Origin of the sequence: Brevundimonas sp. (assembly GCF_035626975.1) — a bacterium.
Taxonomy (GTDB): Bacteria; Pseudomonadota; Alphaproteobacteria; order Caulobacterales; family Caulobacteraceae; genus Brevundimonas.
In genome coordinates, this window is the sequence record NZ_DASPMQ010000058.1 from 1 (window position 1) to 18,546 (window position 18,546).

22 protein-coding genes and 1 tRNA gene are annotated in these 18,546 nt (G+C 69.0%); 12 read left to right on the plus strand and 11 right to left on the minus strand.

Features of this window, described 5'->3' with window-relative positions; translation table 11 throughout:
- Positions 1-298: 298 nt before the first annotated feature.
- The 5 genes from VEB62_RS14965 to VEB62_RS14985 form a co-directional block, all read right to left on the minus strand.
- Complete coding sequence (locus tag VEB62_RS14965) at positions 299-1,060, minus strand: class I SAM-dependent methyltransferase (RefSeq protein ID WP_324801431.1); 762 nt, start codon at positions 1,058-1,060, stop codon at positions 299-301.
- Positions 1,061-1,086: 26 nt separating this feature from the next.
- Complete coding sequence (locus tag VEB62_RS14970) at positions 1,087-1,872, minus strand: class I SAM-dependent methyltransferase (RefSeq protein ID WP_324801434.1); 786 nt, start codon at positions 1,870-1,872, stop codon at positions 1,087-1,089.
- Between the two features lie 250 nt (positions 1,873-2,122).
- Positions 2,123-3,172: an enoyl-CoA hydratase/isomerase family protein gene (locus VEB62_RS14975; RefSeq protein WP_324801437.1), complete on the minus strand. Its 1,050-nt coding sequence runs from the start codon at positions 3,170-3,172 to the stop codon at positions 2,123-2,125.
- A 39-nt stretch (positions 3,173-3,211) separates the two neighbouring features.
- Positions 3,212-3,940, minus strand: a complete 729-nt coding sequence (locus VEB62_RS14980) for a hypothetical protein (protein ID WP_324801440.1) — start codon at positions 3,938-3,940, stop codon at positions 3,212-3,214.
- A 52-nt stretch (positions 3,941-3,992) separates the two neighbouring features.
- Complete coding sequence (locus VEB62_RS14985) at positions 3,993-5,132, minus strand: isobutyryl-CoA dehydrogenase (protein WP_324801443.1); 1,140 nt, start codon at positions 5,130-5,132, stop codon at positions 3,993-3,995.
- Between the two features lie 94 nt (positions 5,133-5,226).
- On the opposite strand from VEB62_RS14985, the gene hemB reads away from it, so the two are divergent.
- Positions 5,227-6,231, plus strand: a complete 1,005-nt coding sequence (hemB, locus tag VEB62_RS14990; RefSeq protein ID WP_324801445.1) for a porphobilinogen synthase — start codon at positions 5,227-5,229, stop codon at positions 6,229-6,231.
- Here the strand turns inward: hemB and VEB62_RS14995 are convergent.
- The 5 genes from VEB62_RS14995 to VEB62_RS15015 form a co-directional block, all read right to left on the minus strand.
- The gene (locus tag VEB62_RS14995; protein WP_324801447.1) at positions 6,220-7,023 is read right to left on the minus strand and encodes an MBL fold metallo-hydrolase; all 804 of its coding nucleotides are present in this window, start codon (positions 7,021-7,023) and stop codon (positions 6,220-6,222) included. The genes hemB and VEB62_RS14995 overlap by 12 nt on opposite strands.
- Entirely contained in the window at positions 7,020-7,820 is an 801-nt protein-coding gene (locus VEB62_RS15000) for a TatD family hydrolase (RefSeq protein ID WP_324801450.1), read from the minus strand. The genes VEB62_RS14995 and VEB62_RS15000 overlap by 4 nt, the downstream gene beginning before the upstream one ends.
- Entirely contained in the window at positions 7,820-8,797 is a 978-nt protein-coding gene (locus tag VEB62_RS15005; protein WP_324801452.1) for a DNA polymerase III subunit delta', read from the minus strand. Before VEB62_RS15005 ends, VEB62_RS15000 begins: the two co-directional genes overlap by 1 nt.
- Entirely contained in the window at positions 8,794-9,420 is a 627-nt protein-coding gene (gene tmk, locus VEB62_RS15010) for a dTMP kinase (protein ID WP_324801454.1), read from the minus strand. The genes VEB62_RS15005 and tmk overlap by 4 nt, the downstream gene beginning before the upstream one ends.
- A 150-nt stretch (positions 9,421-9,570) precedes the next feature.
- Complete coding sequence (locus tag VEB62_RS15015; protein WP_324801456.1) at positions 9,571-10,431, minus strand: septal ring lytic transglycosylase RlpA family protein; 861 nt, start codon at positions 10,429-10,431, stop codon at positions 9,571-9,573.
- Between the two features lie 273 nt (positions 10,432-10,704).
- Between VEB62_RS15015 and VEB62_RS15020 the strand changes: the two genes are divergently transcribed.
- A tRNA-Ser gene (locus VEB62_RS15020) sits at positions 10,705-10,794 on the plus strand.
- A 125-nt stretch (positions 10,795-10,919) separates the two neighbouring features.
- Here the strand turns inward: VEB62_RS15020 and VEB62_RS15025 are convergent.
- Positions 10,920-12,707 (minus strand): ABCB family ABC transporter ATP-binding protein/permease, encoded by a 1,788-nt coding sequence (locus VEB62_RS15025; protein WP_324801459.1) that lies wholly within the window; start codon positions 12,705-12,707, stop codon positions 10,920-10,922.
- Positions 12,708-12,985: 278 nt separating this feature from the next.
- Here VEB62_RS15025 and VEB62_RS15030 point away from each other — a divergent pair, with 278 nt between their 5' ends.
- The 10 genes from VEB62_RS15030 to VEB62_RS15075 all read left to right on the plus strand — a co-directional run bounded on the left by VEB62_RS15030 (position 12,986) and on the right by VEB62_RS15075 (position 18,510).
- The gene (locus VEB62_RS15030) at positions 12,986-13,147 is read left to right on the plus strand and encodes a hypothetical protein (protein ID WP_324801462.1); all 162 of its coding nucleotides are present in this window, start codon (positions 12,986-12,988) and stop codon (positions 13,145-13,147) included.
- 98 nt (positions 13,148-13,245) lie between these two features.
- Positions 13,246-14,259, plus strand: coding sequence for an ATP-grasp domain-containing protein (locus VEB62_RS15035; protein ID WP_324801465.1), 1,014 nt, complete (start codon positions 13,246-13,248; stop codon positions 14,257-14,259).
- The gene (locus tag VEB62_RS15040; RefSeq protein ID WP_324801467.1) at positions 14,256-15,125 is read left to right on the plus strand and encodes an SDH family Clp fold serine proteinase; all 870 of its coding nucleotides are present in this window, start codon (positions 14,256-14,258) and stop codon (positions 15,123-15,125) included. The genes VEB62_RS15035 and VEB62_RS15040 overlap by 4 nt, the downstream gene beginning before the upstream one ends.
- On the plus strand, positions 15,122-15,643 hold the full coding sequence (locus VEB62_RS15045; RefSeq protein WP_324801469.1) for a MauE/DoxX family redox-associated membrane protein: 522 nt from the start codon (positions 15,122-15,124) through the stop codon (positions 15,641-15,643). The genes VEB62_RS15040 and VEB62_RS15045 overlap by 4 nt, the downstream gene beginning before the upstream one ends.
- A 19-nt stretch (positions 15,644-15,662) precedes the next feature.
- A complete protein-coding gene (locus VEB62_RS15050) occupies positions 15,663-16,229 on the plus strand; it encodes a thioredoxin domain-containing protein (RefSeq protein ID WP_324801472.1) in 567 nt (188 codons plus the stop codon).
- Between the two features lie 189 nt (positions 16,230-16,418).
- Positions 16,419-16,880, plus strand: a complete 462-nt coding sequence (locus VEB62_RS15055) for a helix-turn-helix domain-containing protein (RefSeq protein WP_324801475.1) — start codon at positions 16,419-16,421, stop codon at positions 16,878-16,880.
- A 23-nt stretch (positions 16,881-16,903) separates the two neighbouring features.
- On the plus strand, positions 16,904-17,239 hold the full coding sequence (locus tag VEB62_RS15060; RefSeq protein ID WP_324801479.1) for a hypothetical protein: 336 nt from the start codon (positions 16,904-16,906) through the stop codon (positions 17,237-17,239).
- An 18-nt stretch (positions 17,240-17,257) separates the two neighbouring features.
- A complete protein-coding gene (locus tag VEB62_RS15065; RefSeq protein ID WP_324801481.1) occupies positions 17,258-17,695 on the plus strand; it encodes a hypothetical protein in 438 nt (145 codons plus the stop codon).
- Positions 17,696-17,748: 53 nt separating this feature from the next.
- Positions 17,749-18,021 carry a hypothetical protein gene (locus tag VEB62_RS15070; protein WP_324801484.1) on the plus strand — a complete coding sequence of 91 codons (273 nt, stop codon included), beginning with the start codon at positions 17,749-17,751 and terminating at the stop codon, positions 18,019-18,021.
- Positions 18,022-18,090: 69 nt separating this feature from the next.
- Positions 18,091-18,510, plus strand: a complete 420-nt coding sequence (locus tag VEB62_RS15075; protein WP_324801487.1) for a helix-turn-helix domain-containing protein — start codon at positions 18,091-18,093, stop codon at positions 18,508-18,510.
- The last annotated feature ends 36 nt before the right edge of the window (positions 18,511-18,546 follow it).

An 18,546-nucleotide genomic window follows, 5' to 3' on the forward strand; every position in this document is an offset into this window, starting at 1 on the left:
GTCGACGGGATGGGCAAAGTATGCGCCCGGCTCCAGCTGTGCGCAGGAGACGGGGTTTGGCGACAGGTGATGTCGTTGATCGTGCTGGATATTCACCCGCTGAACCCGACTATAGATTCCCGGATTGTCAGCACAGCGTCATGGGCTGATCGCGCGGCTTCCTTCTCCCCTTGGGGGTGGAAGAGGATCGCATGCGATCCGATGACGGGTGGCCCGTCAGGGCCGGATGAGGGGGATGTTCGCGGCGAGCTGTTCGCCAGCCGGTCCGGGCCGCCATCTCCCACCGCTGCGAGGTTCCCTACGCCGGCTTGCGGAACCGCAGCATGAACTGGCTGGTCTTGCCGCGGATGGAGGGGTCGAAGACGCTGGCGGTGCGCGGGTCCGCGGGGTCCGCCAGCAGATCGCTTTCGGCCTCGAGCACGAAGCCGGCGGCGGCCACCTCGCGTTTGACCGCCTCGATGTCGATGCGGTGCAGGCTGTCGGCGGCGGCGAGATCGGAACCGGCGACGGCGTGGTGGTCGATGATGACATAGAGCCCGCCGGGCTTCAGCGCCCGGAACACGGCGGCGTTGACCTTCGCGGCGGTGTCGGCCGGGAACGGCGCCAGATGCAGGTCGTGGTAGTTCTGGGCGGTGAAGACCAGGTCGAGGCCCGCCGGGAATTCCGGCGCGCCGATCGGCGAGCGGATGGCGTCGACATTGGGCAGGGCGTCGACGGCGTTCAGGCTCTCGCCATAGCTGGCCTGGAAGCCGATGAATTCGGCGGGCTGCCAGGCGGTGACATGACCCTCCGGTCCGGCGGCGGCCGAGAAGACGCGGGTGAAATAGCCGCCGCCGATGATCATGTCGGCGATCTTGTGACCCGGCGCGACCCGGGCGAAGGCGAGCGTCTCGGCCGTATGGCGGGCCTCGTCGCGGGCGCGGTCTTCGGCCGGGCGGACCGGATCAGCCAGGGCGGCGGCGTAAGCGGACGGCTCCTGAAGCGGCAAGGGCGCGGGGGCGAAGGCGGTAGTCGAGATGGCGACGAGCGCCGAGGCGGCGAGGAGTAGAGAACGACGCATGACAATTCTCCTGTCGAAACGAGGCCTTAGCCCGGCTTGCGGAAACGGTAAACGAACTGGTCGGTGCGGCCGCGGATGGCCTCGTCGAAGACGTTGACGGTGCGATCGTCGGCCGGGTTCACGAGCGCCGAGGATTCGCCGTCGAAGACGAAGCCCGCCGCCTCGACCTCGGCGCGCAGGGACGCGCCCTCGATGCGGTGCAGGGTCTGGACCTCGGTGTGGCCCGTGCCGGGGCGGCCGGAATGGTCGACGACGACGAAATAGCCGCCGGGCCTGAGCGCCGCGAAGATGGCGCGGTTCATGGTCGCCACATCGGTGTTGAAGGCCGGGATGTGGAAGTCGTGATATTCCTGGCTCATCCAGACGACGTCGAGCGGCTCCGGGAAGCTCATGGTGTTGAGGTCGCCGTTGACCCGGACCACGTTGGGGTAGGCCGCGACCAGGGCGTCAGCGCGCGGGTTCTCGCGCTCGGCGGTGCGGTTGGGCACGAAGGCGTAGACCTTGCCGGTCTCGCCGACGACGCGGGCGAACAGACGGGTGAAATAGCCGGCGCCGGGGCGGATGTCGGCGACCTTGTCGCCCGGCTCGATCATGGCGAAGGCCAGCATGCGGTCGGGGTGGCGCAATGGGTCGCGGGCGACCTCGTCGGCGGGGCGCAGCGGATCGCCGATGGCGGCGCGGTGCAGGTCGGCCAGCCGCATCGTCCCGTAGGTGCGCTCCGCCATCCGGTCCTCGCGGCCGGCGTACGGGTCGGAGCCGCAGGCGGTGAGCGCCAGCGCGGCGGCGAGGGCGAAAACGGACCGTTTGAGCATGATCGTCTCCTGAACCAGCGGCGACAGCCAAGCTCCGGAACGGGGCGTGATGCAAGGGGTTTGCGATCCGGTTCTGCGCTGCCGCTCACCTCTTACCGTCATCCTCGGGCTCGACCCGAGGATCAGAGGCTGGGCCGGGCTGTGCGTCGGGGAAGGCTCAACGAGCGGGACCGCATCGGCCTCGACGGAGCACCGGACGGTCTGATCCTCGGGTCAAGCCCGAGGATGACGGCGCTGGAGGGGAGACGGGTCAGGGAAGCGGCGTCCACTCCTCGCCTTCCGGCAGCGGGGCGAACAGGCGGTCCAGTTCGGCATCCGACACGCCGGTGAGATCGGCCGGCGACCATTTCGGGGCGTTGTCCTTGTCGACGATCACCGCCCGGACGCCTTCCTGGAAGTCGGGGGTGCGGACCACGCGGCCGCCGAGGCGGTATTCCATGGCCATGTTTTCGGCGAAGGAGCCGAGGGCCGCGCCGGTGCGGAGCTGGCGCAGGGTGACCTTGAGGGACTGGGGTGACTTGGTCCCGAACGTGGCCAGCTGGGCCAGGGCCCAGTCGGAACCGTCGGCCTCGAGGGCGGCGAAGATTTCCTCGACCGTGTCGAAGGCGAACAGGCGGTCGATGGCCGGAAGGTGAGGCTCGATCGGAGGCTCGCCGGCGTCGGTCTCCAGCCCGTCGGCGACGTCGACCGGGTGGGCCGGGTCGGCGGCGAGGATGGCGCGGAAGGCGTCCAGGGCGTCGGACGACAGGTAGTGGGTGTGGATGCCGAGGAAGACCGTGTCCGCCGCCTTGAGCCGGGCCCCGGTCAGGGCCAGCCAGACGCCGGTCTGGCCGGGCAGGCGCGGCAGGAACCAGCCGCCGCCGACGTCGGGGAACAGGCCGATGCCGGTCTCGGGCATGGCGTAGGTGGTGCGTTCGGTGGCGATGCGGACCACGGCCGGCTCGGAGATGCCTACGCCGCCGCCCATGACGATGCCGTCGACCAGGGCGGTGACCGGCTTCGGATAGTCGAACAGCAGGTGGTTGAGCTTGTATTCGGTGTCGAAGAAGGCCTTCGCCTCCGAGGCATCCCCTGCCCCGCTCCCGGCGATCATGCGGATGTCGCCGCCGGCGCAGAAGCCGCGTTCGCCTTCGTGGTCGATGAGTATGGATTTGACGGCGTCGTCGGTCCGCCACGCCAGCAGCGCCTCGATCATCGTCTCGCACATGGCGCGGTTCAGCGCGTGCAGGGCCCTGGGTCGGTTCAGGGTGAGGCGGCCGACGCCGGAGGAGACGCGGACGAGGACTTCGGGTTCGGTCATGGCGCCGCTCTAGAAGGGCGGAGAGGAGCCGTCCAGCCTTCAGCGCGCCGGCGTCACCGTCATGTCGTAGGGAATGAACAGGGCCAGCTCGAGCGGGCCCGACTGTCGCCATGTGACGCGGTTCGACATCCCGTCGACCTGCACCGCGTATCCATCCCCGAAGGTCGCCGCGGTCGTGCGGGCGTCGGCGGCGATGGCGGCGAGAATCGGCGCGCGATACTGGGCCGGATTGACCACGGACAGTTGCCAGTCGCCGCTGATGTCGGACAGCGAGCGGCCGACGGGCGCGACGCCGTCGACGAATGCCTCGATCCGTTCCGAGGCGGCGTCGAGGGTGTCGTTCTCGCGGATCGGCGTCTTGACGACCAGGCTGGCCACGCTGGTGTCGCTGCGGCCTGGATCCATGCCCAGCGTCAGGGTCGAGACCATGTCTTCGGTCAGCGGCACCAGCGTGCCGTCGTCCTCGATGCTGAGGTCGATGTCGGCGCGCCCGGCGGCGGCGCGCGCCATGGCGCGAAGGGTCCGGGTGATCTCGTCGCGGCGGCCCGGCGCGTCGCGGGTGTCGTTCACGACCCGCACGGCCACGATCAGATTGTCGGCCCGCCGCTCCAGCTGGATCACCGGGATGTCGTCGGGGTCCCATTCAATGGCGCGCGAGCCGGTGACGATGATCTCATCGACTCCGACGTAGTTCGACGCGTCCTGGGCAAGCGCGGGCGTCGCGCACAGGAAAAGGCCGATGACGGCCGAGGCTGCGATCCGTTTCATGATGAGATCCTCCCGCCATGACCATGACAAGTCAGGCGGAAGGCGTCACCCCCTACTGCCGCATCATCTCCCGCGCCGTGATCACGCGCATGATCTCGTTGGTGCCCTCGAGGATGCGGTGGACGCGCAGGTCGCGGACGATGCGCTCCAGGGGGTAGTCCTTGAGGTAGCCGTAGCCGCCGTGCAGCTGCAGGGCCTCGTCGGCGATCTGGAAACAGGCGTCGGTGGCGAAGCGCTTGGCCATGGCGCACCATTTGGTCGCCTCGGGATGGCGGGTGTCGAGGGCCCAGGCGCCGCGCAGGACCAGCAGGCGGGCGGCCTCCAGCTGGGTGGCCATGTCGGCGAGCTTGAACTGGGTGTTCTGGAAGTCGGCGATCGGCTTGCCGAACTGCTTGCGCGAGGCGACGTAGTCGAGGGTGGTTTCGAGCGCCAGCCGGGCGCCGCCCAGCGAACAGGCGGCGATGTTCAGCCGACCGCCGTCGAGGCCCATCATGGCGTAGCGGAAGCCGTCGCCCTCCTTGCCCAGCAGGTTGGCGGCGGGGATGCGGCAGTCGTCGAAGGCGACGATGGCGGTGGGCTGGGAATTCCAGCCCATCTTCCTCTCCTGGGCCCCAAAACTGAGGCCGGGCGTATCCTTCTCGACGACGAAGGTGGAGATGCCCTTGGGGCCGTCCGCGCCGGTGCGGGCCATGACGACATAGACGTCCGAGGTTCCGGCGCCGGAGATGAAGGCTTTCGAGCCGTTGAGGACGTAATGGTCGCCGTCCAGCTTCGCCGTGGTGCGCAGGCCGGCGGCGTCGGAGCCGGAGCCCGGCTCGGTCAGGCAGTAGCTGGCGATCAGCTCCATCGAGACGAGGCGCGGCACGTAGCGGGCGCGCAGGTCGTCGGAGCCGAACCGGTCGATCATCCAGGTGGCCATGTTGTGGATCGAGATGAAGGCGGCGGTGGAGACGTCGCCGCGCGACAGCTCCTCGAAGATCAGCGCGGCCTCGACCCGGCCCAGGGCCATGCCGCCGTGCTCCTCGCCGGTGTAGATGCCGCAGAAGCCCATCTCGGCGGCGTGCTTCATCACGTCGACGGGGAAGTGTTTGGTCTCGTCCCACTCGGCGCTGTGCGGGGCCAGTTCGGCGTCGGCGAAGGCCCGGGCGGCGTCCTGGATGGCGCGCTGGTCGTCGGTGAGGGCGAAGTCCATGGGGCGTTTCCTGAATCGATGCAGCGCTTCTATCCGAACCGGCGACAAACTGAACCCTCCCCCCGGCGGCGAGGCTTCGTCTATAAGCGCGGCCATGACCCAGCCGTTCGCCCCCGCCGCCTTTCCCTACGCCCGCCCCCGCCGGCTGCGCAGCGCGCCCTGGGTGCGGCGGCTGGTGGCCGAGACGACGCTGACGCCGGCGGACCTGGTCTGGCCGCTGATCGTGCACGACGGGGCGGATGAGCGCGTGGCGGTCGCCTCGATGCCGGGCGTGTTCCGGCTGAGCCCGAAGGCGGCGGCGGCGGCGGCGGTCGAGGCGCGCGATCTGGGCATTCCGGCGGTGGCGCTGTTTCCGAATGTCGACGGGGCGATCAAGGACGGCGTCGGCACCGGCGCGACCGACCCGGACGGGCTGATCCCGGAGTGCATCAAGGCCATCAAGGACGCGGCGCCGGAGATCGGGGTCATGACCGACGTGGCGCTGGACTGCTACACCGACCACGGCCACGACGGGGTGCTGGAGAACGGCCGCATCGTCAACGACGCGACGCTGGAGCGGCTGGCCGAACAGGCCTTCATCCACGCCCACGCCGGGGCGGACATCGTCGGCCCCTCGGACATGATGGACGGCCGGGTGCAGGCGATCCGCGAGGCGCTGGAGGCCAACGGCCTGCACGACGTGATGATCCTGTCCTATGCGGCCAAATACGCCTCGGCCTTCTACGGGCCGTATCGCGACGCGGTGGGATCGGCGAGGCAGCTGACCGGCGACAAGAAAACCTACCAGATGGACTACGCCAACTCCGACGAGGCGCTGCGCGAGGTGGCGATGGACATCGCCGAGGGCGCGGACGCGGTGATGGTCAAGCCGGGGATGCTGTACCTCGACATCGTCCGGCGGGTGTCCGAGACCTTCCGGGTGCCGACCTTCGCCTACCAGGTGTCGGGCGAGTATTCGATGATGCGGGCGGCCATGGCCAACGGCTGGCTGGACGAGGACCGGGCCATCCTAGAGAGCCTGCACGCGTTCAAGCGCGCGGGCGCGGCGGGGGTGCTGAGCTATTTTGCGGCTGACGCCGCACGGCTGCTACAGCGCTAGACGCCCCGTCCAGCCATCGAACGCCACCTCGACGTTCGCTGGAACCGCCGCCGACAAGGCGTTGTAATCCAGATCGATATGCAGGTTGGTGAGCACCGCCCGCTTCACCCCGGCGCGGGCGATCCAGTCGAGGGTCTTTTCGACGTGGGCGTGGGTCGGGTGGGGCGTCCAGCGCAGGGCGTCGACGATCCACAGGTCGCAGCCGCGGACGGCCTCGATGGCCGCCTCGTCGAGATCGGAGACGTCGCTGGAGTAGGCCACGGGGCCGATGCGATAGCCGACCGAGCGGATCGGACCGTGGGCCTGGTCGAAGGTGACGATGGGCACGGGGCCGCCGGGGCCGTCGACGGACCAGGGCTGGCCGTGCGGCGGCAGCGGCCGGGCGTCGAGGATGGCGGGATAGCCTTCGACGCTGTCGAAGATGTAGCGAAAGCGGCCGTGCAGGGCGGCGTGGGTGGCGGCGTCCATGAAGGCCGGGATGCGGCGGCGGGCGCGCATGGCGAAGACGCGCAGGTCGTCAACGCCGTGGGTCTGGTCGGCGTGGTCGTGGGTGTAGAGGACGGCGTCGACGTGTTTGACCCCGGCCGCCAGCATCTGGGCGCGCAGATCGGGCGAGGTGTCGATCAGGACGCTGGTGAGGCCCTCCGGGCCGTGACGGCGGACCAGCAGCGAGCAGCGGGTGCGGGCGTTCCTGGGTTCGGCCGGATCGCAGGCGCCCCAGTCGCCGTCGCCGCGGGGCACCCCGCCGGACGAGCCGCAGCCGAGGATGACGACCTCCAGTTCGCCGGTCATGCCGCGTCCTTGGTTTCTGGCGGCCTCGGGATACGGTCGAACAGGGCGAAGAACGCGTCCGTGGTGCGCGCCTCGGCCTCGTCGCGCGACCAGCCGCGGATCTCCGCCAGCTTGTCGAGGACGTGGCCGATGTAGGCCGGCTCGTTGCGCCGGCCCCGGTGCGGGACGGGCGCGAGGTAGGGACAGTCCGTCTCGATGATGATCCGGTCGGCGGGCATGGCGGCGATGATCTCGCGCACCTCGGCCGCGGCCTTGAAGGTGGCGATGCCGGAGACCGAGAACCATGCCCCGAGTTCCGCAACCTTTTCCGCCAGTTCCGGGCCGCTGGTATAGCAGTGCATCAAGAAGCGGAACGGTCCCCTCGCCTGCTCTTCCGTCAGGATGTCGGCCATGACGGCGTCGGCCTCGCGCGTGTGGACGACCAGCGGCAGGCCGGTGCGGCGGCCCGCCTCGATATGCTGGCGGAACACCGCCGCCTGGGTGTCGCGCGGGCTGAGGTCGTAGTGGAAGTCGAGGCCGCATTCGCCGATGCCGATGACGCGGGGGCGGCCGGCCAGCTCGACCAGCCGGTCGGCGGTCAGGTCGGCGTAATCCTTCGCCTCGTGCGGATGGACGCCGACCGTGGCCCAGATGTCGTCGTGGGCCATGGCGAGGGCGTGGGTGGCCTCGAAGGTCGACAGCCTGTCGGAGATCTCGACCATCAGCCCGACGCCGGCGGCGCGGGCGCGGGCGATGACGGCGTCGCGGTCCTCGTCGAACTGGGGGGCGTGCAGGTTGACGTGGCTGTCGATCAGCATCAGGCGCGGGCCTTGGTCCGCTGCAGGTCGGCGAGCGCCCCGGCCAGCACGTCGGCGCGGTCGAGATTGATGGCGGCGGTGCGGTCGGGCAGCTCGGACAGCCGTTCCCACAGTTCGGCCCAGCGGGCCCCCGACTTGCCTTCCTCGAGCGCGCGGACCTTCACGGCGGCGATCAGCCGGTCCATCAGGGTCTCGAACCGCTCCTGCCCTTCGGGACCGCGGAACCTGTCGGCGACGGCCATGGCCTCGGCCCGGTCCACGGTGGAGGCGGACACCCAGGCCTGGGCCAGCTGGTCGGCCTCGAGCGTGGCGCCGGAGGCCAGGGCCAGCGCCTGCCCGGGCGAGCCGGCGGCCATGCCGGCGATGCGGGCGGCCTCGGCCGAGGGGACGCCGGTGCGGTTTCGGACCAGGTCTTCCAGGGCATGCGGCGGCCAGACCGGGAAGGCCAGCCGGCGGCAACGCGAGCGGATGGTGGCCAGCAGCCGGCCGGGCGCGTGGGTGACGAGGAACAGCACACCCCGCTCCGGCGGCTCCTCAAGAACCTTCAGCAAGGCGTTGGCAGCGTTGAGATTCAGGTCGTCGGCGGCGTCGATGATGGCAACCCGGTAGCGGGCCTGCGACGGGCTCTTGGAGAAGAACTCCGGCAGGTCGCGGGCCTGGTCGACCGAGATGGACTTCTTCGTCTTGCCGCCCTCGACGGCGCGTTCCAGCACGAGCAGATCGGGATGGGACTGGGCCGTGATCAGCCGGGCCACCGGATCGTCGGGACGGGTCCCCAGCAGGCCGCGCGAGGGATCCGGGGCGGCGCCCAGCAGCCGGCGGGCGGCGCGGTAGGCGAAGGTCGACTTGCCCGAGCCCTCGACCCCGCAGAGCAGCCAGGCGTGGTGCAGCCGGCCCTTGTCGAAGGCGTCGAGGAAGGCGGCCTCGGCCGCGGCGTCGGGGATCAGGTCGAATCGGTCGCGCGGATGCTCGCTCACAGCAGCCGGGCCCCGACGGCGGCCCAGACCCGGGCGGCGACCGTGTCCTGATCGCCTTCGGCGTCGATGATCACGCAGCGCTCGGGATGGGCGGCGGCGATGTCGCGGAAACCGCGGCGCAGCCGCTCGTGGAATTCGAGCCCCTTGGACTCGAACCGGGTCTCGAACAGGCCCCGCCCGAAGGCGCGCTCAAGCCCGACCTCGACCGGCAGGTCGAAGACGAGGGTCAGGTCCGGCTGGGTCCGGCCGACGATGGCGGCGTCCAGCGCCTCGATGAACCCGGCCGGGGTCCCGCCGCCGACGCCCTGGTAGGCGCGGCTGGAATCGGCGAAGCGGTCGCAGACGACCCAGCGGCCCGCCTCCAGCGCGGGGCGGATGGTGCGCTCCAGATGATCGGAGCGGGCGGCGAACATCAGCAGGGTCTCGGTCATCGGCGACCAGCGTCCGGCGTCGCCGTTCAGGGCGATGTTGCGGATGTCCTCGGCGCCGTCCGAACCGCCCGGCTCGCGGGTCTGGACGACCTCCAGATCCCGGGCGCGCAGCCGTTCGACCAGCCGGGCGACCTGGGTCGACTTGCCGGTCCCCTCGCCGCCCTCGAATGTAATGAATCTGCCCTGGGTCACCGGCGCACAATGGCGGCGCCGGCCCGGTTCGCAAGGGTCCAGACCATTTTTGCCACAGGTCGAATCGCCCTGAATCCAAAAAACGGTCCAGTTTCATGTGGAGTGAAATCCGAGACGTGACGGGCGCCGCCCACCGCGACCGATTTCGCTCTAGGCTCCGGAAATCGTCGTGGCTTCAGGATACCCCCGCGAGACCACCGCGCGCCGGGAGCGCTCGGCCGCGCCCCCATCCGGCCATGGCCCGACCAGCACCCGGAACTGCCCCGGCAGGGCCTCGTCGACGGTCGCGCCGCCGCCCAGATGTTGTGCGGCGCGCCGGGCCTGGCGGGCGTCGGACCACGTCCCCGCCTGGACCCAGACGCCGGGGCGGGTGGACGCTCCGGCCGACGGGGACGTCGTCGGCTGATTCACGGGGACCGGCGTGGGCGCCGGAGCGGGTGCGTAGGGAACGGGATCACGCCGCGGCGACGGTCGCGCCTCTGCGTTCTGCACGACCGAACCGCCGCCGAGGCGCGGCGCGCGGCCGAGGTAGCGCACCCGCACCTCGCCGACGCCGGCCGAGCGCAGGTCCAGCGCCTCGGCCGCCCCGCGCGACAGGTCGATGATGCGCCCGTCCACGAACGGCCCGCGGTCGTTGACCCGGACCACGACGCGGCGGCCGTTGGCGAGGTTGGTGACCTCGACCAGGCCCGGCAGCGGCAGGGTCTTGTGGGCCGCCGTCAGGGCGTTCATGTCGAAGCGCTCGCCGGTCGCGGTCGGGCGGCCGTGATGGGCGTCGCCGTACCAGGAGGCCTGTCCGGTCTCGTCATAGTCCGGCTGTTCCGCCGGCTGATACCAGCGCCCCCGGATCTGATAGGCGCGCATGGTCCCGGAAACGATCGGGGCCGGATCGGTGACGACCGGGACCGCGCCCCGCGCGCCGCCCACGTCCGGCCGCGCCCCGCCGGCGCAGGCGGCCAGCAGCGACATCAGTCCGGCGAGCAGAAGTCCCTTGAGCAGTTTCGCAGCCATGGCCCGTCCTCAACGGCCAGGAGCATGACCAAAGACATTTCCGCTTTGGTTAACGGCGCGTTTGGCGCTATGCGGCGGGTCCGCTCGCGGGACACGGACAGGTGGCCGGGTGGTTTAAGGCAGCGGTCTTGAAAGCTGCTGACCTTGGGCGCTTGAAAGGGATGGCTCCGCGAAATAGGAGCCTGCAGCCGGTTCGTTTAGTCAGCGGGTCGTTCGGCATGGGGACCAAAACCGCCCCATAGGCGTGTCGCAAGCGGCGGCGCCCGCCGGTATGGAAGTGTGGCCGAGTGGTTTAAGGCACTGGTCTTGAAAACCAGCGACGGTGTGAGCCGTCCGTGGGTTCGAATCCCACCGCTTCCGCCAACTCGATTCCCGGACCTGGATCGGACCAGGGTCCAGATGATCGGCGACCGTATTCCCCGACCCGTCGGAGGCAATACTGGTGCGCCAAGGTTGATGGCTCACCGTCGAACCCACGGGCCGGTCGGTCAGGGAACCGGGGCGATGTCGAGGCGCCCGGCCGCGGCCTCACGCTTCTGGCGCGACCACATCGCCGCGTAAACGCCGCCCTGGGCCAGCAGATGCTCGTGGCGACCGCGCTCGACGATACGCCCGTGGTCGATCACCAGGATGTCGTCGGCGTCGACGATGGTGGAGAGGCGGTGGGCGATGATCAGCGTCGACCGCTCCGCCGAAACCGCCCGCAGACTGGCCTGGATCTCCCGCTCCGTCCGGCTGTCCAGTGCGCTGGTCGCTTCGTCGAACACGAGAATGGAGGGTTGTTTCAGGATCACCCGCGCGATCGCGATCCGCTGCTTCTCGCCGCCCGAGAGTTTCAGACCCCGCTCGCCCACCTGGCTGTCGTAGCCGTCCGGGAGGCTTCGGATGAAGTCGTGGATGCTGGCCGATCGGGCCGCATGCTCCACCTCGTCCCGGCTCGCGCCGGTCCGGCCATAGGCGATGTTGTAGTAGATCGTGTCGTTGAAAAGCACCGTGTCCTGCGGCACCACGCCGATCACCCGACGCAGGCTTTCCTGGGTGATCTCGCGGACGTCCTGGCCGTCGATCGTGATGCAGCCGTCCCCGACGTCGTAGAACCGGAATAGAAGGCGCCCGATCGTGGACTTGCCGCCTCCGGTCGGACCGACCAGCGCCACCGTGCCGCCGGGAGGGATGTCGAACGACACATCCTTCAGGATGGGCCGCCGCGGGTCGTATCCGAACGACACCCGATCGAAACGGACGTGGCCGCGTCGAACAATCAGAGCGGCCGCCCGGGGCGCGTCTTCAACTTCCACCGGCTGATGGAGCAAGTTGCCCATGGCCTCGATGTCGGTGACGGACTGCCGGACGCTGCTGTAGACCATTCCGAGCAGGTTGAGCGGCGCATAGAGCTGAAGCAGGTAGGCGTTGACCAGAACGAAGTCGCCGACGGTCATGGCGCCCGAGACGACGCCCCGCCCGGCCATCAGCATCACGGCGACGGACCCCGCCGAGATGATGACCGTCTGGCCGATGGTCAGCAGCGACTGCATGCTCTGGCTGCGGATCGCGGCCCGTTCATAGGCGCGTTTGGCCGTCTCGTAGCCGTCGGCTTCATGACGTTCGGCGCCGAAGTATTTGACGGTCTCGTAGTTGAGGATGCTGTCTGTGGCCTTGACGCTGGCGACGACGTCGCGCTGGTTCATGTCGCGGCGCAGATGCACCTGCCTGCGGGTGATGATCGCCGTAAAGGCCGCGTAGGCCCCGATGCCGGCCAGGGTCACCAGGGCGAAGTCCAGGCTGTAGAAGCGCCAGAGGATGGCGCAGACCAGCACCAGTTCCAGAACCGTCGGCAGGATGCTGAACAGCACCAGTTCCAGCAGAAACTCGATGCTGGCGGTGCCGCGTTCGACGATGCGGGACAGTCCGCCCGTCTGGCGCTCGATATGAAAACGCATCGACAACCGGTGCAGGTGCCGGAACACCTCCAGCGCGGTCAGCCGGATGGCCCGCTGGGCGACGCTGACGAACACCAGCTGGCGCAGGTCGCCCGTCATCTGGGCGGCGATGTTGGCGACGCCGTAGGCAAGAATCAGCGCGACCGGAACGATCACGATCGCCTCGACCGAGAAGGCGTCGATGATCTGCTTGTAAACCAGGGGCGCGCCGATGCTGACGAGCTTGCCCACGACGAGCAGGGCGATCGCCGCGACCACTCTCAGGCGCAGGATCGGCTCGCCTCGCGGCCAGAACAGCGACAGCAGCCGCCTCGCGATGGGTCCGGGGTCGGTCAAGGAGCCGTCCAGGGGCATGAAGGATCGCCGGAATCGAGTGCGTCGCGACGCGCGTCCCTCTGAACAGTCAAGGATCGAGACACACGCGGACGTGGAGTATGGCCTGGTCGGACCACGAAAACGAGATCAACCATGAAGAGCTATTGTAATTGATTCTCGCCGTTGTAGCGTCCGGCGGTGGCGTCGATCGCCGCTGCGGCATGGCTCATTCATGTCGTGTTTCAACTACCGAAAGGTCTCACGTTATGGAAAGCGGAAAGAAAACCTTCGCGTTCAAGTTGGCTGAGAAGAAGCGGAGTGGTGTGGCGGACGGCAAGTGGACGGCGCGCGCCGGCGTGGCGGTGGCCGGCTGCACGGACCCGACGGAACAGGGCATGTATCGCGAGAGCATCTACACGGACGGTCGTCCCGCGCCGCTCGACAAAGGCTACTGGTGCTGAACCAGAGCCTCCAGGCAGGGGCCCCGTCGCGGGGCCCCTGTTTTTCATCAGCCAACCGTCGACCGTAAGCCCCGCCAAACGGTTATGAGGCCCCAGGCATGGCGAAACGCGTGCTGATCGTCACCAATTCCTACGACCTTCACGCCGATCTGGTTTCGGCCAGGCTGAGCGCGATGGGAACCGCGCCTTTCAGGCTGAACCTCGACGAATTTCCAAAGGACTTCGACGTCACCCTGAGCTTCGCCGATGGACGCTGGAGCGGAGGGCTGACGCATTTGCCCACGGGTGACGCGGCGCCGATCGGGGAGATCGGGGCCGTCTGGATGCGCAAGAAGGCGGACTTCAGCTACAGATCGGGCAAGCTTCCGCCCCAGGAAAAGGCCTTCGCCGACGGCGAGATGGAGCACATCCTGTTCAGCATGCTCTACACGCTGGAGTGCTACTGGATGAGCCATCCGTTGGCCGTGCGGGCCGCGAGCTGGAAGGGCGAGCAGTTGCTGCGCGCGACCCGGATGGGGTTCGACGTCCCCGCCTCGATCATCACAAACCGGCGCCCCGACGTCGATGCGTTCCGGCACGCCGTCGGCGGCGACATCGTGTTCAAGACGCTCTCGTCCCCCATTCTGGCCGCCGACGAGGTCGCGGCCGAGGACCGGATCGCCGGCCACCTCTCGACGACGCTCATCACCGACGAGGACGAGGCGTTGCTCGACGCGGTCGCGGAGCTCCCCAGCTTCTTTCAGCCGAATGTGCCCAAGGCCCACGAACTGCGCGTCACCGTCATTGGAGACCGCGTGTTCGCGGCCAGGATTCACTCACAGGCCGATCCGAGGACCATGATCGACTGCCGGGATATGTCGGCGGAGATTCTCTATGAGGCCGAGGTTCTGCCGGCGGAGGTCTCGCATCGCTGCCTGGAGTTCGTGCATAGCTACGGTCTGACCTACGGCGCGATCGATCTCATCGTCACGCCGGAGGGGCGATACGTCTTTCTCGAGAACAATCCCGTCGGACAATTTCTGTTCGTGGAACAGCTCGTGCCGGCCCTGGACATGACGGGCCATACGGCCCGTTGTCTTTCGGACGCCATACAGAAAGAAGAGCGGACGTGAAGATCAGGGCCCCTGTCGAGAGGATCGAGGCGCGGAGACAGAGCCGGGTGCTCGTTCTCGCCGCCTCCAACCTCGAGCTCGACCTGCTGCCGTCGTTGTACGACGCCTTGCGCGAGATGGGGCGGAGCGAGCGGCTGGACGTGCTGTTCTATTGCCGGGGCGGCGTCGTCAACGCGGCCCGGCGGATCGCCCTTCTCCTGCATGAATTCACCGACCACCTGACTCTCATCGTGCCCGACCGGTGCGAGTCGTCGGGCACCATCGTGGCTCTGGCCGCCCATCAGATCGTGGCGGGACCCGTCGCGGTGTTCTCCCCCGTCGATCCGCTGCTCCAGGCGAGTTCCCCGACTTCCGGCGAGGCGCCGCTTGCGATCTCGGCCCAGGACGTCCGCCTTTTCGGCGAGATGGCCCGGCAGTGGTTCGGAATACCCGGCGAAGAGGCCCCGGCCGCGGCCATGTCCGCCCTGTGCGAAAACATCTTCCCCACGACGCTCACCGCCTTCTATCGATCGTGCCTCGAGACGCGCGAGATCTGTCTCGAACTGCGCGCCCTGGCGTCGCCTTCGGAGGACGCCCGGAACGTCGAGGTCGTGGACCGGCTGATCTACGGACATCACTCCCACACCTTCGCCCTGAGGCGCGACGATCTGGCGGCCCTTGGCCTGCCTGTACGGGGGGACCCGTCGACGGAGGATTCGGCCTGGGAGATCGCCCGATCGATCCGGGAATCGATCGGGGCGGCGGCGCGCGCCGACCTGGACGATGACTGGGTCGATGCGATCATCGCGACGCGGGAGGGCGTCCGCAGCCGTCGACGCAAGCCCTCCGGCCTCGCCCCCGCCTGGGACGCCGGCCCGGTCGAATGAACGACACCGCAGCCTATATCGGCGAGGCCTGCCGCTTCTACGCGATGTTGGTCCTGTTCGCGGCCGCGATCGGCAAGGCGGGCGCCGTTCGGGCCTTCCAGGGCACGCTCGAAGCCATCTTCGGCTTGACCAGCCCATGGAGCCGGATCGCCACCCTGGCGCTCATCGTCGTGGAGGGGGGCGTGGCGACGCTCCTGTTGGTCGGCGGAGACGTGGCGCGGGCGGCGATGATGATCGCGGCGGCCCTCTTCGTCGCCTTCCTGGCCACGATCTCGACGGTGCTGGCCAGGCGGGCGCGGGTCGCCTGCAACTGCTTCGGGGGTTCGTCGCACCGGATTTCGGGTTTCGATCTGGCCCGAAGCGCCGGTCTGCTCGCGGCCTGCGCGGTCTACTTCGCCCCGCCCGCCCGCGTCGCCTCCTTGTCGGCCGCCGGGCTCGTCCTGATGTTCGGCGTCGCGGCGATCACCGCCCTCCTGTCCGTCCGCCTGTCGGACGTCGCCTTCCTGATGCGTCGTTGAGGAAAGGACAGACTCGGGAATGAACGTCACGGTGCTCGAGTTCGCGATCGCCTTTCTGCTGTTCGCGGTGGCGCTGACCCTGTTTCTGGTCTTGCGCCTGGCGGCGCGGGTCGCGGCCCTCGAAGGGGCGCTGCACGCCCCCAGGCTTCAGATCGGCGACGTCGTGCCTGATTTCGAGGGACGACGCGCCGCGGACGGCGGCTCGTTCACCTCGGCCGGCCTGGCGGGGGGGAACACCGCCCTGATCTTTCTGTCCGCCGGCTGCCCGCAATGCGTCGCCAAGCGCCCGGATCTGCTGGCGATGCTCCCCGGCATGAACCGCGCCGAGGTCACATTCTGGATTGTCCCCGCCGATGATGCTCACGACCTCTCGGAGATCGTAGGCGGCTCTGCGCTCGAGGCGCACGTGCTCATCCTGAAATCCGACGTCCGTCGTCGCTTGAACCCGAACAACATCGTGCCGTCCTACCTCTTCATCGACGACCAGATGGTCGTACAGGACCAGAGCCATATGGAGGACGAGAATTGGCTCGACTTCGTCAGGCAGATGAAAGCGATCTCGACCGAGACGGCTGAGCCGGTCTGAGTTCCCAGGGTCGCCAGACCGCCGCCGACCGACGACCCGGTCCGCCCGGGCCATCCCGCCGCGCCCACTTCCACCGGCGCGGCCCGGGCGTCGCCCCGGCGTCGAGATCGGACGCGATGCGGTCGAGTTTCGAGAAATGCCGTCTGGCGTCCGTCCCCTGACCAACATAGGCTCCGCCACGGAGGGGTGATGGCGGGTCGACTTACAGAGCGTCAGCTGGAGTGTTTGCTTCTCTCGGCCACGATGACCGACAAGGACATCGGACGGCATCTCGGCATCTCGCACCACACCGTCAGCCTGCACGTCCGCGAAGCCCTTCGCCGACTCGAGGTGTCGTCGCGAAAGGCGGCGTTGCGCCGCCTAGCGGGCGATCCGCTATACGGACCCGAGGGTATGGCCGCCCCGCCCAACCCGGCGCTGCATCAACCGGCGCCGGGCGATCCAGTCGACGACGCGGATAGGACGACCCCGACAGGGGCAGGCGCCTGGTTTCTCCCGCGGCCTCCGCGGCCGGGCCTCCGCCTTGGACTCATTCTCGTCTTCGCCGCCGTCGCCGCCTTGATCACGGTGGGTATCGTGAGCGTTGTGTCCGGGGCCGTCGGGGTCCTGGCGCCGCACGCGCCGCCCGCCGCCATCCTGACGCAGGACTGATCATCGAGCGTTAGGAGCCACCCATGAAAAACAGACACGTAGGCGTCCGGATCGCCCGTCGCCTCCAGACCGCGGAACATGCGGTCGACAAGGCGATGGTCGAAACCAGCGCCCTGATCCAGGCCATGATCGAGGGGCGGACGGACGCGGGGCTGGCCGCGGAGGTCGGTCAGTCCGCCTTGCTGAACATGGTGCGAAGCCTGAACCAGCTGGCCGAAGCCCGGGGGGCGGTCGTCGAAGGGCACGAAGGACTGGCCGCCGTCGCCTCCGCCCAGGGAATCAGCTGGCGGCTCGAAGGCCCCCTCGAGGGAAAAAACACCCTGGCCGAGGTCCGGACGATCGAACGAACCGCCGCCTGACCGGGGCAAGGACGCAGCATGAGCGCAGCCCAGCTTTCTGTCCTCGGTCTGAGTCTCGTCAGCATCGGGCTTCTACTATGGGTGGGGAGATCGGCGGAACGCATCGCCGCCATCGCCTTCCTGGTCGCCATGATGGTCACGCCCCTCGTCGACGGCTGGCAGATCGGCGGCCTGCGCTGGGGCGTCGGCCTCCTGGCCGTCGGCCTGTTCGGAACCCTGGTCTGGTTGAGCCTGGCGGCGGTGCGGTGGTGGTTGGTGGCGGCGGCGGGCGTTCAACTGCTGTCGATCGCCACCTACCTCGTCGCCATCCTCGATCCCGACGTCCAGGTCTGGGCCAGTGTCTCGTTCCGCATCGTGGTGTGGGTCGAGCTCATGCTGATCGGCCTGTTCGGCGTCTGGGAGTGCCGCACCGCGCCCTACGCCCGTCCCCCCGTTATCTCCCGCCGACGCTCCTGACACCAACCCCTATGCGGCCGAGGCCGGCCGTCGTCCTGAAGGAGGGCGAACCCATGTCACAGAGATGGACTTTCGAGTCAGCCGTGGCGTTCTGGCGCCAGCACCACAATGCGGATCTTGAGGCGATCTGGGATCGCTTCATCGCCGCCGAGGCCTTCATCCTCGACCACAAGCCTCGGGCCGCGATCGAAGCGGACATCGTCCTGGAGGTCCTGTTGCAGCAGGGTCCGGACGGTCGCGGCGACGGTCGGGACCGCGGCGCGCTGCATGGCCTTCGCGCCTACATACGGACGCTGCAGGCCGAGCCGGCGACGGCGGCGGCCTAGACCGGCGGCGCGGCGCCTCTTGCCCGACGGGCGCGGAGTCGGCCATGGTCTCCCCCGGGGGAGATCTGCATGCCGCGCGCCATCGACGTCACCGATCCGGTCGACCGCTTTGTGGGTGAACGCCTGAGGACGGCTCGCCTGCAGCGCGGCATGTCCCAGACCGAGCTGGGCCAGGCGATGAACCTCAGCTTCCAGCAGATCCAGAAATACGAACGCGGCGCCAATCGCATCTCGGCTTCCATGCTGGTCCGCGCCGCCAGGGCGCTGGGCTGGCCCGTGGCGGACTTCTTTCCGCCGGAGGACCTCGACCTGACCTCGCCCGAGCGGGTCGAGCTCGGTGCGATCCGGGGCGGGGCGGCGCTGGCGGATTGCTTCCTGAAGATGGCCCCCGCCCACAGGACCGTCCTGCTTCAGGTCGCCGAGGCGTTCGCGCGGACGGGCCGCCAGGCCGACGCCGCCACGAGAGAACAGGCGCCGGCCGCCCGCTGAAACGGGCGGAAGCTTCGCCAACGCCGGCTTCCGCGA

Bases quoted from the DNA above. Each gene is read 5' to 3' on its own strand.
- VEB62_RS15075 (WP_324801487.1), top strand. From the start codon at position 18,091: ATGCCGCGCGCCATCGACGTCACCGATCCGGTCGACCGCTTTGTGGGT.
- VEB62_RS15070 (WP_324801484.1), top strand. From the start codon at position 17,749: ATGTCACAGAGATGGACTTTCGAGTCAGCCGTGGCGTTCTGGCGCCAG.
- VEB62_RS14995 (WP_324801447.1), bottom strand. From the start codon at position 7,023: ATGACCGGCGAACTGGAGGTCGTCATCCTCGGCTGCGGCTCGTCCGGC.
- VEB62_RS15060 (WP_324801479.1), top strand. From the start codon at position 16,904: ATGAAAAACAGACACGTAGGCGTCCGGATCGCCCGTCGCCTCCAGACC.
- VEB62_RS14965 (WP_324801431.1), bottom strand. From the start codon at position 1,060: ATGCGTCGTTCTCTACTCCTCGCCGCCTCGGCGCTCGTCGCCATCTCG.
- VEB62_RS14970 (WP_324801434.1), bottom strand. From the start codon at position 1,872: ATGCTCAAACGGTCCGTTTTCGCCCTCGCCGCCGCGCTGGCGCTCACC.
- VEB62_RS14980 (WP_324801440.1), bottom strand. From the start codon at position 3,940: ATGAAACGGATCGCAGCCTCGGCCGTCATCGGCCTTTTCCTGTGCGCG.
- VEB62_RS15000 (WP_324801450.1), bottom strand. From the start codon at position 7,820: ATGCTGATCGACAGCCACGTCAACCTGCACGCCCCCCAGTTCGACGAG.
- VEB62_RS15015 (WP_324801456.1), bottom strand. From the start codon at position 10,431: ATGGCTGCGAAACTGCTCAAGGGACTTCTGCTCGCCGGACTGATGTCG.
- VEB62_RS15055 (WP_324801475.1), top strand. From the start codon at position 16,419: ATGGCGGGTCGACTTACAGAGCGTCAGCTGGAGTGTTTGCTTCTCTCG.
- VEB62_RS14985 (WP_324801443.1), bottom strand. From the start codon at position 5,132: ATGGACTTCGCCCTCACCGACGACCAGCGCGCCATCCAGGACGCCGCC.
- VEB62_RS15050 (WP_324801472.1), top strand. From the start codon at position 15,663: ATGAACGTCACGGTGCTCGAGTTCGCGATCGCCTTTCTGCTGTTCGCG.
- VEB62_RS14975 (WP_324801437.1), bottom strand. From the start codon at position 3,172: ATGACCGAACCCGAAGTCCTCGTCCGCGTCTCCTCCGGCGTCGGCCGC.
- VEB62_RS15045 (WP_324801469.1), top strand. From the start codon at position 15,122: ATGAACGACACCGCAGCCTATATCGGCGAGGCCTGCCGCTTCTACGCG.
- VEB62_RS15065 (WP_324801481.1), top strand. From the start codon at position 17,258: ATGAGCGCAGCCCAGCTTTCTGTCCTCGGTCTGAGTCTCGTCAGCATC.
- hemB (WP_324801445.1), top strand. From the start codon at position 5,227: ATGACCCAGCCGTTCGCCCCCGCCGCCTTTCCCTACGCCCGCCCCCGC.
- VEB62_RS15035 (WP_324801465.1), top strand. From the start codon at position 13,246: ATGGCGAAACGCGTGCTGATCGTCACCAATTCCTACGACCTTCACGCC.